Annotated in this window: 14 protein-coding genes; 2 read left to right on the forward strand and 12 right to left on the reverse strand. The window is 62.3% G+C overall.

The window, feature by feature from the left end:
* Positions 1-11 precede the first annotated feature (11 nt).
* A complete protein-coding gene (locus MEMAR_RS11870; protein WP_011845238.1) occupies positions 12-1169 on the reverse strand; it encodes a hypothetical protein in 1158 nt (385 codons plus the stop codon).
* 85 nt (positions 1170-1254) lie between these two features.
* On the opposite strand from MEMAR_RS11870, the gene MEMAR_RS11875 reads away from it, so the two are divergent.
* On the forward strand, positions 1255-3192 hold the full coding sequence (locus MEMAR_RS11875; protein ID WP_011845239.1) for a hypothetical protein: 1938 nt from the start codon (positions 1255-1257) through the stop codon (positions 3190-3192).
* Between the two features lie 14 nt (positions 3193-3206).
* Here the strand turns inward: MEMAR_RS11875 and MEMAR_RS11880 are convergent, their stop codons facing one another.
* The 10 genes from MEMAR_RS11880 to MEMAR_RS11925 all read right to left on the reverse strand — a co-directional run bounded on the left by MEMAR_RS11880 (position 3207) and on the right by MEMAR_RS11925 (position 9403).
* Positions 3207-4130, reverse strand: coding sequence for a prenyltransferase (locus tag MEMAR_RS11880; RefSeq protein ID WP_011845240.1), 924 nt, complete (start codon positions 4128-4130; stop codon positions 3207-3209).
* A 56-nt stretch (positions 4131-4186) separates the two neighbouring features.
* Entirely contained in the window at positions 4187-4846 is a 660-nt protein-coding gene (locus tag MEMAR_RS11885; protein ID WP_011845241.1) for a hypothetical protein, read from the reverse strand.
* 69 nt (positions 4847-4915) lie between these two features.
* Positions 4916-5188: a DUF1294 domain-containing protein gene (locus MEMAR_RS11890; protein ID WP_011845242.1), complete on the reverse strand. Its 273-nt coding sequence runs from the start codon at positions 5186-5188 to the stop codon at positions 4916-4918.
* A complete protein-coding gene (locus MEMAR_RS11895) occupies positions 5185-5637 on the reverse strand; it encodes a metal-dependent transcriptional regulator (RefSeq protein WP_143706413.1) in 453 nt (150 codons plus the stop codon). Before MEMAR_RS11895 ends, MEMAR_RS11890 begins: the two co-directional genes overlap by 4 nt.
* 238 nt (positions 5638-5875) lie before the next feature.
* The gene (locus MEMAR_RS11900; protein WP_011845244.1) at positions 5876-6670 is read right to left on the reverse strand and encodes a hypothetical protein; all 795 of its coding nucleotides are present in this window, start codon (positions 6668-6670) and stop codon (positions 5876-5878) included.
* Positions 6667-7113 (reverse strand): hypothetical protein, encoded by a 447-nt coding sequence (locus MEMAR_RS11905; RefSeq protein WP_245526613.1) that lies wholly within the window; start codon positions 7111-7113, stop codon positions 6667-6669. The genes MEMAR_RS11900 and MEMAR_RS11905 overlap by 4 nt, the downstream gene beginning before the upstream one ends.
* A gap of 18 nt (positions 7114-7131) precedes the next feature.
* The gene (locus MEMAR_RS11910) at positions 7132-8346 is read right to left on the reverse strand and encodes a nucleoside recognition domain-containing protein (RefSeq protein ID WP_052291873.1); all 1215 of its coding nucleotides are present in this window, start codon (positions 8344-8346) and stop codon (positions 7132-7134) included.
* Position 8347: 1 nt separating this feature from the next.
* A complete protein-coding gene (locus MEMAR_RS11915; protein ID WP_048063870.1) occupies positions 8348-8944 on the reverse strand; it encodes a FeoB small GTPase domain-containing protein in 597 nt (198 codons plus the stop codon).
* Positions 8941-9180, reverse strand: coding sequence for a FeoA domain-containing protein (locus tag MEMAR_RS11920; RefSeq protein WP_011845246.1), 240 nt, complete (start codon positions 9178-9180; stop codon positions 8941-8943). The genes MEMAR_RS11915 and MEMAR_RS11920 overlap by 4 nt, the downstream gene beginning before the upstream one ends.
* A gap of 4 nt (positions 9181-9184) precedes the next feature.
* On the reverse strand, positions 9185-9403 hold the full coding sequence (locus MEMAR_RS11925; protein ID WP_011845247.1) for a FeoA family protein: 219 nt from the start codon (positions 9401-9403) through the stop codon (positions 9185-9187).
* Positions 9404-10616: 1213 nt separating this feature from the next.
* Between MEMAR_RS11925 and MEMAR_RS11940 the strand changes: the two genes are divergently transcribed.
* On the forward strand, positions 10617-11558 hold the full coding sequence (locus tag MEMAR_RS11940) for a prenyltransferase (protein WP_011845249.1): 942 nt from the start codon (positions 10617-10619) through the stop codon (positions 11556-11558).
* A gap of 108 nt (positions 11559-11666) precedes the next feature.
* Here MEMAR_RS11940 and MEMAR_RS11945 read toward each other — a convergent pair whose 3' ends face one another.
* Positions 11667-11984 carry a cupredoxin domain-containing protein gene (locus MEMAR_RS11945; protein WP_245526614.1) on the reverse strand — a complete coding sequence of 106 codons (318 nt, stop codon included), beginning with the start codon at positions 11982-11984 and terminating at the stop codon, positions 11667-11669.
* Positions 11985-12030 lie beyond the last annotated feature (46 nt).

Consider the following 12030-nt stretch of genomic DNA (forward strand, 5'->3'; position numbering starts at 1 on the left):
GGGCAGGTCTGTTAGTCTCTTCTCTTCCACCCGAACATCAATATGGCGAGAGCGATGGCGGGGAGGAGAGGGGTGACAGGTGCGGCGGCGGGGGTCGTCGTTACGGGGGGTGCCGAAGTCGTCGTCACAGGTGCGGCCGGCTCAGCCGCCGATACGGGGACGAGGAGGAGATAGGATCCCGCCCGGGAGACTGATGCCGTGATCCGGTCGCCCCCGATCTTCGAGGGGATCGGCGTCCAGGCACCGTTCTCGTAGCGGGCGAGGGTTGCCGTCGCGTCGGCCGACAGGAGCCGGAAGGAGAGGGTCGCGGCGGGGTCGAACACCCGGCCCTCCGGAGTCACGGCGTAGGCGCTCTCGGGAGCGGACCAGCCGCCGGGGACGATGCCCTCCACGGCGAGGGGGAGGAGGCCGACGTCCTCGAGATCGGTTCCGGTGAGGGAGACCTTCCCGTCGGTTGAGGCCACCGTCGCGGACCCGGCAGCGGGCGCGGGGGTGCTGCTGCCGTTACTGATGCCGTTGCTGCTGCCGGGAGAGCCGCCACTGCCGCTGCCGCCGCCCTGCGTGGTGGGCGGTCTCGGGGAGGTCCCGATCGCGATCGTCCGGGCAAGGGTTTCGCTCCCGTCGACGTAGACGGTGACCGTCGCGGTGCCGTGTTCGATCCCCTCGACGGCAAAGGAGATTGTGCCATCGTCAGGCCCCTGCTTAACGCCCTGCATCACCACCTCGGCGATGACGCGCTCGGTCGTGGGCGCGGCCCGCCCATCCAGGGTGATCGCCGCGTAGGTTCCGCTGGAGATGTTGTAGGCCTGGGTGGTCCGGAACTCGCCGTTCGCGTCGGCGTTGTTGCTCAGGCTCACCGAAGCCCCGTCCGGCATCTGCACCGCAAGCCCGGTCCACTCCGTACCCCTGCTGTAGGCGCTCACCTCGCCCGAGCCGAGGGAGAAGGGGAGAACGAGGTTTCGGGCCGTGAACGCAAACCGCTCGCCGGGGATCACGGTGAACTCACCGCGGATCCCGAGTGAGAAGGCGGCGCCGTCGGGAAGGCTCTGCACGTCCACGGTAACCACGTCACCGGGGTCGATCGCGTCGGGGGTGATGGAGATCGTCGCCGCTGTTGCGGCGGGAATCAACAGAACAAGCACCAATAGAGGCAAACCAAGTCTAGACATAGGGGAACTCCGTTTTGGTTGAACAACCTATAGACAACCGATTCAAATAAAAAGGTTTATGTTATGGGAAAGAAAAGCGAGGCTCATGACTCAGCAACGTAGGTATCTCCTCCCGGGCGTTATCCTCGCCCTCCTACTCCTCCCCGTGGTGGCAGCAGCCACGGGAGGGACTTATATCACAGTGGAGGGGGACGTCAAGGAGTATAAAAAACTGTGCATCGGCACTGTCGATGCCCTCGATCCTCTGCATGTAAGCAACACACTGGTGACCCTTGGCAGCACCGAAACGGGCGACCTCGACGAATTCGAGTACCCGCTGTTCGGGGACATCGTCCGTGAGTTCGATCCGGCAAGCGGCACCTACCACGGTGTGGACGTGACCGTGCACTATCCGGAAAAGACCGTCGACGGGCGCACCCTCCCGTGCGAGTACCGGGTTTATGTCAAACCGACGATCCCGAGCTTCACCGTCAAGGTTCCCGGCCGGTGCGGCAACGTCCTCCTGATCAAAGTCCCGGAGAACCTTCCTGAAGGCGCCACCTTCACCGAGCTCTTCAAGGCCGCGTCGAAGGAAGGCTACCTCTTCAAGAGCGACGCCATCATCTACATGAACCAGACGGGCATCACGGCCCACGGCACCATCTCCAGCGATGACTACGACGTGAACAACCTGACCTACACGCTGCTCAAGAACGAGGTCAATCTCAACTGCTTCCAGACAAGAGCGAACCTCGCGCGGAGCATGATGGACGCCAAGCCCTACACGCGGCCCGAGGCCGGGGAGTACCTCATCGCGGCGGTGGAGTATGACAGTGACTGCGACACGATGCATCTCCTTGCCGCCATGCCGGTCGTCATCCTCGATGGGAACCAGGCCGTCGGCTGGGACGGTGGCGACCCCTACTACCAGGACCAGAACAAGGACGTGAACGTCTCCTTCTCCGGCGCGGACAAGGTCGCCTACGCCCTGGTCAAGGAGGGGACAAGGTACGCTCTCTCGATGACGGTCGATACCGGGAAACTCGCAGAGCAATCCATCCCGGTCTCGGCTGCAGATCTGGTAGAGATGCTGAGAACGATCGCGGGTGAGGCGAGCCCGGTCACCTACACCCTGTGCTGCGACGGCTCCCCGGTCGACGTCGACGTACACTCCGGCTTCGTCACCGCCGAAGGTTACGGATGCTCCGGGTATGCGAACGCGTCTTCGGTGACCGTTGCGGCAGCGACCCTCAAGACACTCAAACCCGGTACTTATTCTCTCTACGCCCAGGGCCTGGACGACAACAGGGTCATTGCAATCGACCAGAAGTCCATAACCATCGCTGCCGTCGCACCGACACCGACACCGACATCCACCCAGCACCACGGCGGTGGCGGTGGCGGTGGCGGCAGCGCACCCTCCTCTTACACGGAGACCGGCACCCTGAAGATCAGTAGTTCAGGCACCGTGCTGCGGTCCATCATAGTTAAGGCCGGGGACAACGTCGGGAGCCTCCTCGTTCCGATCGGTGTCAAAGCGCTCGACGCGAACGGCAACCCACTCACCAATATCTCCCTCACCCCCCTCAGCAGCGATACGATGCCCGCAGTCCCGGGCGGAGCGGTGTTCCAGTTCGCCGGATTCGTCTACGAAGCCAAACCCAAAGCCGCAACCTTCGGCCCGGGGATCACCCTGACCCTTAAGCTCCCCGAGGATGTCTGGAACACGCTCGACCTCCCCGACCAGCAACTCACGGTGAAGTGGTGCAACAAGGAGACCGGCCAATGGGAGGACGTCCCGACAACCACCTCTCAGAGCACAAGAAGCGTTGATGCAACGTTAACTCACTTCAGCATCTTCGCGCTCTTCACCGAACCGGTGACGACGGCCACGCCAGTTGATACAGGGACCTCAGCAACCCCGACAACAGCAACGGGCGAAGAACAGCCTGCTGAAGGACTGCCCATTACAATGATCCTCTTCGTCGTCACCGCCGTCATCATCGTCGCGGCGGTTGGCTACTACTTCATGACGAGGAAGTAAAACACCCCTCTTTTTCAGGCCGAAACGGCCGCGTAGATGAAATAGATGACGACAAGCCCCTGGAAGAGGAAGTAACCCACGATATTCGCGACTGCGAAGGGAAGGGTACACGCCCGTCCGGCGCACCGGTGCAAGAACCCCCACAGAGCAATCCCGAGCGGGATGAGGGATACGAGCGCGACCGGCCAAAAGTCCACGGGCGCGAAGAAATCGGTGAGGGCGAAAACGGCGAGCGACGCGGTCGCGAGGGTCGCCGCGAGGGCGATGAGCCAGAACCCGAAGACGCGGCCTTTCCGGACGACGAGCGTCCGCTTGCCCCCGGCGATGTCGCCTTCCCTGTCCGGGATCTCGACGCTCGTGATGAAGACGAGCCCGTAAAGGCAGAGCGGAACGGCAAAGGCAAAGAAGGCGGCATCAAGCGTTCCCATCGCGACGAAGTAGCCCGCCCCCGGCATCAGGAGGCCGAAGGTGATCATGTTCGTGACCTCGCCGAGGTTATGGTAGGCGAAGGCGAGCGGCGGCGCCGTGTAGAACCAGCCGAGCAGGTTGCCCGCGATGCCGAAGACCAGGAAGACAACCGGGTAGGCGTAGACAGTCACGAAGAAATACCCGATCAGGACCGAGACCGCCATCAGGGCGACGGCCGCCCGGAACGCAACGGGTTTCAGGTCCGGGTTGGCGGCAAGGACGCCGCTCCCCCCGGATATCGGCGTCGTCTCGACGAACCGGTCGGCGTCGGCGTCGAAGTAGTCGTTGCTGTAGTGGACGGAGAGGTGCGCCGCCGCCATGGCCGCGTAGCCGATAAGGAACTGGGCCGGGGTGAACCGCGCCCCGAGGAGGAACGCGAGGAGCGCCCCGGCGGTGAACGGGATAAAGCCCGAGAGGAGGAAGGGGAACCGGCCGAGCCGGATGAACTCGCGGAGGGAACGGGTGTCCATGAAAGAGTCTCCCGTTGCGGGATGGGCGGAGCGGGTATATAGCCTTTTTCCGGTCCCTACCCAGTCCGGCCGTACGCGAGGAGCGGCACCACGGCCCGCAACGCATCGACACCCCCTTCGACGTAGATAAGGCCGAGAACCGCCCGGGCAAGGGTCTCCTTCTCTTGCTCGAGTTTCTCGCCGTCCGGAGAGCAGCGGAACCCGGAACCGATCCGGCTCTCGTGAAGACCCCACCGGTCGCAGAGAGCGGCGAGGCCTGCCGCCCCGACGTCTCCGCCGGGGAGGACCTTCAGCCGCAGGGTGACGTCACCGATGAGAGCAAGGGCGTGAGAATCGTCGGCGAAGTTCCCGAGCATTGCCAGGTCGTTTGCACAGATCGGGAGCGCATCTTCGGGGAACCCGGCAAGTATCTCCGAAAAGAGCTGCTTTGTAGGAGGGGCCATCAGAACCCGGGCAAGCCCGTCCGGGCCGCGGAAGGCATGCCCGGTCTCCTGCTCGATGCGGGGAAGGGTGCGCTGTGTCACACAGGCGGCCTGCTCCGCCAGGCGGCCGGTCGCCCTCCACCACCCGCGTATCCGCCGGAGCCGCCGCGATCGGCGGGCCGAACGCCGGTGAGCGGGGAGGTAATCCAGACGGTACTCGCGCATGAGCCCCTCCTGCAACGCCGCGAAGACCTCCTCGAGCGGGCGGGAGAGCGCCCCGTACTCGTACGCCATACGATATGGTGGGATAACGGATTGATTATAACTTTGTCCCCATGTAAACCCTCATCAGTTGATGAGAGGTTACACAAATCCCGTGACGAGCGCGGTGGCAAGCACGAGGTGGAGGAAGAGGAAGAAGGGGACGAGCCGAAAGAGCGGCTTCTGGGTCTTGTGCCGGAAGGCACGCATCGCGGCAAAGGCCCCGAACGGCCCGAAGAGAGCGATGACGAGGAGCGTCTTCTCCGGCGTTCTCCACGCCGATCGTTTCGCCGACCGTTTGTCGCGGTAATAGGCGATGAACGAGACGGCGTTTGCAAGGAGGTAGACCGCGATCGCGGCGAGAGCAGGGGTCACGCAGATTGTTTCTCCTGCCCGGGCGTTTTTCGCCGGATACGTTCGCAGATCCCGGAATCCGATTGAAGTACCTCGACCAGAAGCCGGATCTGCCGTATCGTCTCCGGGTGGAGTTCGTGCTCCATATAACAGGCGTCGGAGTTGGCAATCTTCTCCGGGACGTTGATGGCCATCAAGAACTCCTTTAAGGTATCGTGACGGAATTTGACGGCCTCGGCAACCTCGCGCCCGGTAGGGGAGAGCACCACCCCTTCGTAGCGCCGGTACTCGACAAGGCCCATACCGTCAAGTTTCTGGAACATCTCCACGACTGTGGACGGGCTGATATCCAGCTCGCACGCCACGTCCTTGGTGCGGGCGTATCCTTTCTCCAGCGTGACGTTGAGGATGGCCTCGAGGTAATCCTCGACCCTCCTGCTGAGGTTTACTGCACATCCCCGGTGTCTCATACGGCACATATGTTTCATACGGCAAACGATATATGATCTTTTGGGACGAACCCATATATCAGCATTCCATCAGTTTGATGAAACGTAATCTGTTTTCAGTGCATTTTGTCAGGGCACGATCCGAGATCCCTCTACCGGGTCATCTCCACCCGCCTTTCTATCCGATCCCTTTCGGAATTGTTGCGTTAAAAAGAGGCGGCGATCCTGTGGACCCCCTCATCCAGGGTATCCATGCACACTACCTGCGCTTCTTCCCCATCAGCACGATACCTGCACCCATTATGCAGAGCAGGGCCAGAAATACCCCGCCGCCCAGGACATCCAGTTCCTCCTCTTCAGGAGGCTCGATCTCGATGAACAACTCATAGTCCGGTTTTTGCAGGAGATCGGCCCTGAGAGAAGACCACTTCTCCAGGAATTCGGCACTCTCGGCCTCGGTCGCAGTCTTATCAACGTTCACCGCCCTGCGCAGTTCAAGAAAGTCTTCCGGGAAGACGTCCTCGCGGAGCGTGAGCGTCGCGGACTCACCCGTGGAAAGCCGGGTTACTTCAAACCGGTAGTCGTCAAGGCACCGGTTCTTTGCAATCCCCATCCTCGCCTGTGTTGAATAGTCGGTCAGTGCAGACCCGTTGGGGGCAACCAGCGTCAACCGACCGGCGGAACCGGCGTCCATCCCGGGGCCGGTGCCGGTCACGTACCAGGCGGTATGGAGAGCTCCGTCCGAAACCAGGCGGCTCTGCACGCCGATATCGGACCGTTCGGGGATTTCATCGCCCCAAACCTCGCTAATACCGGCCAGCAGGACCCTGTACATGCAGACGCAACAGATACAGGCATCGGGCTCTTTTCCTTCCAGCCCACCATGGTATGCCGCAATATCGTCGATGCCGATCTCCACCGGGACACCGTTATCCAGAACAACAATCGGACCGAGATCCGCCTCGGGCGCCGGATCGGCGCCGGGCATGTGGGCAAGAGCGCCCTGGCAGAGCACCAGGGCGGCAATCAACACAATGAATCCTTCTCTCCTCATACCTCATCAAACCTCCCGTTGAAGAGGAAGTAGACGATCCCCAGCGTAAACGGCAGGAGGAGGATCGCCGGCGAGTAGGGCGGGGCAAACCCGCCGACGAACCCGGCAACCGAGTTGAAAAACTCCGGCGCCTCCTCGCCGGCGGGAATGCTCTCGCATAACCGGGCGAAGATATCGGTGCCGGCAATGATCCAGATCATGATCGCGCCGAGCACCGTCTTCCCGAACTGTTCCATGGTTCCACGGCCCCTCAGGCTGCCGAGCATGAACAGGCCGCCGAAGACCAGAATGGCGCCTCCCCATGCCCAGCGGAAGAAGTCGCCGCCGGCGATCTCAAGAATGCCGATTGAAAAGCCGGGACTCGCCCCGGCCCAGACGAGGATGTCGGCGAGGCCGAACGCAAGCGTAACGAGGCCGAGCAGCCCGGTGTAGAGTGTAAACATACTGGAATTCCGGTTCATTTATGCAACCCCCATGAGGATGCCGACGGCATGGATCAGTCCGCCGTAGATGAAGACCGTCGCCACGAGCACTGCAACCGCCGCGGCAAGTTCCTTCCACCCCTCCCGCAGCATCACCACGAAGGTGGCCACGCAGGGGAAGTAGATGGAGACGAGCACCACGGCGGTGATCATCTGATACGGCGTCATGGCGATGGCGGAGAGCTGAGCGACAGCGAGGTCTTTCCGGAGGAAAGCCGCAATGAGCGGCCCCACCGTCTCTTTCGGCACCCCGAACCAGGTGACGAAGAGCGGTTCGAAGAGATCGGCGAGTGCGCCGATGATACCGGCCAGATAGAGAACGTTGACGACCAGTACCCCGAAGAGGACGAACGGAACCGCATCTTTGAGGAAACTCTTCGTCCGGTTCATGAGCTTTTTAGCGACGTTCTCCCACAACGGCCAGTGATAGGGCGGGACGTCGATGAGGATCTCGGGGTTGCTGCCGGGGATGATCCGGTCGAGGATAAACCCGAAGATTCCGAATCCGATAAGCAGGAAGAGCATGACCCACCCTACCGCATCGGGAATGACCTCGAGCATCACGCCGAGCTGGGCGCCGCAGGGGATGAATATGGCAAGCAGGGTCATCATGATGAACCGCTGTTTCCGTGTCTCCAGGACACGGGTCGCCGTCACCGCCGGGGCGTTGCACCCGAGCCCGAGGATCACCGGGACGATGGCGTAGCCGTGCAGCCCGATCCGGTGGAAGACAGTGTCCATCAGGACGGCGAGGCGCGGGAGGTAGCCGGAGTCCTCAAGGACCGTCATCATCAGGTAGAAGATGAGGACGGCCGGCAGAACCACCCCGATCGAGACGAAGAGCCCCGACGTGAGCATCCCGAACGCCTCGAAACAGTTTTCCGCCAGCGGGTCACCGACGAAGAGGAAGTAATGGATGCTTGCCGGATCGGGCCAGACTTCCTGGAGCCACGGAAGCCAGTAGTTGTCGAAGGCCTTGACCATGAAACCGTCCGTGACGAGGGCACCCGCGAACGAGGAGAAGATACTCCAGAACGCGTAGAGCACCGCAACCGCGACGGAAATGCCGGTGAGCGGCCTGACGGTGAGGTCACCGAGAACGTCGCCGAGGTTCTGCCGGTAGACCCCGGCGGTCACCGTTTTTCTGGCGATTGCATCGACAAGGTCCCACCGTTCCTGCACGGGAAGCGCCATCCTAGCATCCCCCGCACAGGCCGCACCCGGCACACTTGCCGGACCGTTCCGGCTCATCGAACCGTCCGTCGGCCCGAGCCCGTACCTTCTCTATATCGGCCTTCTGCGCCTTGCGGATCATCTCCGCAAGGTCCCGGACGCCTTCGCCGCTGACGGCCGATGTCGGCACCACCGGCACGCCGAGGATCTTCTGGAGCACGTGGGTATCGACCACGATCTGCCGGTCGCGTGCGGCGTCGATCATGTTCAGCGCGATGACCGCCGGACGGCCCCGTTCGATCACTTCCAGAGCCAGGTAGAGCCCCCGTTCGACGCGCGTCGCATCGAGGACGACCAGAACCGCCGCATCCGAATTCTCCGAGATCAGCCGGACCGTCACGCTCTCGGCGGCGTCCCGTGCCTCCAGGGAGTACGTCCCCGGTGCATCGATGACCTTGTATTCCCGCCCGGCGACGACGAGGACTCCCTTCGTGTAGTCGACCGTCGTTCCCGGGTAATTGGAGACGACCGCGTCTCCCCCGGTGAGCCTGTTGAAGAGCGCGCTCTTCCCGACGTTCGGGTTGCCGACCATCAGCAGTGTTCCGAACGGTTCCGTCATACCCCGGCCTCCCCGTGGCCATCGGTCTCAATGACGACCCCTTCGGCGATCTCCAGCCCCATCGCCACTTCCATGTCGTCGACGACGACGACAACGGGACCTTTGATAGGCTGGCGGGTGACCATCTTCACCTGTTTTTTCATCCTGATGCCGAGACAGTTGAGTTCGTGTTGCGAGGCTCGAATCTCCCGGACCAACCCGGATTCGCCATATTCCAGTTCGGACAATCTTTTCACGAAATTACACCTTCCGTACCTGAATTTTCCGCGCCATCCCCCGGCCGAGGACGAGCGTCTCATCGCTAATCCGAACGACAACCGGGCCGAATCGGCCGGAGAGGGCGGTGAGGGTGCACCCCCCGGCAAGCCCGCGCAGCGCGAGGTGCTGGCAGAGGCACTGCCCGCCTTCGATCGCAACAACCCGGGCACGTTCATTCGGAAACAAGTCAGTCAGTTGCATTTTCTCGTAAAACGGGTATCCAATTCGGCCGTAATCAACCAGAGCCGAACACTTTTCGGAAAACCGGGGATTCCCCGGAGAGGTTTCGGAAGAAGATGGTGAACCGAAAGCCGACCGGCTCTCTGGCGAGCAGCGCCACACGCCCTTTCATGGGAATGCGATGCGCTCAACAAGATATGAAACAGGATCCCGTCCACCCTGCAGCGTGAGTCTCAGCCTCACGGGAATTCAAAAAAGAGTCGTTTATCGGATGATGTAAGATCTGGTACGTTGTACAGAGTGAGGCTCTACCATGGTTATTCTATCCTCTCCCTGACCCGAGTGATAACCTGGGAGAATGCTGACTTCAGCGAACAGCTACACCGGATCACCTCCGGGGTTTCGGCCTGCATGGTTCGGTGCCGGACAGGTTCCCTCCTCCAGGGGAACGATCCGGAGGGACTCCGGGCCAGAGAATGCCGCGCAACCGTCACCCGTCTCGAGTCGCGCGATCACGGCGAACGCCTGCGCGGGTTCTCCGCCCCTCTGTGGGGCTGCTTTTTTCGGCTTCATCACTTTTTGTCTCCTGGCGGACTCCGCCGCCACATACCCTGTGTGTTGTTCGGGGGGCATGTACTCTCCCCGCATCCTGTTCGGTTTTGCCCTGAAAACGAGAGAACTGTTCGGTTCATCGCCAAAACCAAAACCCCCGGAGGCAGGGGTTCGACCCGGGCTACCCGGCCCGTGGTTCTTCCCGCCGCTCCGGGTCCAGGCAGGAGAGGCGTCGGACGAACTCCTGGATCGCCTCTGGATCCCGGACACCGCGGATCGAAGCGCCGCTGCTCATCTCAACCCCCCCTGAACAGGAATTCCGACTCTGTATCAGCGGAAAACTCTTCTTCGTCTTCTCATATCTCGTGCCTTTCATCTTCATGGCCTCCCGTTCCCGGTATATCCGGTAAGGTGTTCGGGAGAGATGATTCTCACCCGAAATGAGTTTGGATCCGTACAAATGCCCGGAAAACGAGACGAACTGGAGAGCCCACCCGGCAAGAGGGGGCGGGAAGCGCCAGTCCCCCGGGAGGACTTCAAACGCGGCTCACGGCGGAGAGCCCGCATCACCGGTCATTTCGTCATAGATGTGCCCGCATATCGAGCAGCGGCAGGTCTGCATGGTCGTGGGGTGTGCCTGCAACGCTTTTTAACCCGGAACGTAGATCTCAGGAGGTAGATCATGAGAGAGACCCTCGCGGCGTTCGCGGACCTGACCCGCGCCCACTTCTTCTTCGTCTGGCCCCTGCTCTTCTGCTCGGGGCTCGCCCTCGCGTTCGCCAACTACGGCGGGTTCTCGTGGGAACTCGTCGGCCGTGCGGCGCTGATCGGCCTCTTTGGGTTCGAGGCCGGGTTCGTCCTGAACGATTACGTCGACCGGGAGTACGACAGGAGAGATGTTGACGGCTCGCTCACCCGCTACTGGCGGCCGTTCGGCGAACGGCCGATACCGGCAGGGAAACTCTCCCCCGGGGCGGCATTCGCCGTCTTTCTCGTCCTCGCCGGCCTCGCGGCCGCGCTCGCCGCAACCCTTCCTTCGCCGCACAACCTCTACGTCCTCGGGATCATGGGCTATTCATACCTGGTCGAGTACTTCTACCAGACAAAGAAACGGAATCAGACCGTTCCCGTCGCCCAGATGGTCGGGCGGACGGATTTCGCCCTCTTCCCCGTCGCCGGCTACCTGGTGTACGGGAATCCGGACGCGACCGCTCTCCTCTTCTTCCTCTTTTTCTACCCCTGGACGCTGGCGCACCTCGGGGCAAACGACATCGCCGATATCGTGAACGACCGCGCCCGGGGGATGGCGACGATCCCGAGTCTGACCTTCGGTCTGACCGGGTCGGCTCCGGAGGACCCGACTCCGGTCCTCTACGGCATGAAGGGCGCGGCCGCCTGGGTTCTCGGCTTCTCGGCCATTCACGCGGGTATGGCGCTCGTCTTCGGCCTCACGCTCGGGCCGATCGCCATCGCCGGGTTCGGTGCGGGGCTCATCCTCCTCGGGGCTGCAAACTACCTCATCCTCCGGGGGAAGACCGCGGACGCTGCGATGCGGGCGCTCCCGCTCATGCACGCATCGCTGCTCATCTACGCCGCGGCGATCATCGCGGGTGCCGTTCTTTAGAGGCTCTTCTGCATCCAGACGACGTCGAAGAGGGAACTTCGCGCCCGGCTCCGACGTTCTGGAACCGGGTGCGATCGCCGCGAACCCGAAGGTTGCCGGCGGGGCCTCCTACGTCACGATGAACGCCCCGTGCATCGCAGGATGGACGTCACACCGGAAGAAGTAGTTTCCCGGGGTCTCGGGCGCCGTGAGGGTGTAGGTGGCGCGGGTGGGGCCCATGACGATCTCGCCGACGAAGATCGCATCGCTTGCTGAGGAGTCCGTGTAGACCGCGACGTTGTGCGGAACCCCGTCATCCCGGTTGTCGAACTCGATCGTCACCTCCGCGCCTGCGGGGACCGTTATTGTCTCCGTACTGAAGCCGAAGTTCTCGGCCGCGATTGCGACGGTCACCCTCGCGACGACGCGGGCCGCTTCCGGGGTCACGCCCGCACCCCCGTACCGGACGCCATGACTACGGTTATTCGTGCCA

Source organism: Methanoculleus marisnigri JR1, from assembly GCF_000015825.1.
In the GTDB taxonomy this organism is placed as follows: Archaea; Halobacteriota; Methanomicrobia; order Methanomicrobiales; family Methanoculleaceae; genus Methanoculleus; species Methanoculleus marisnigri.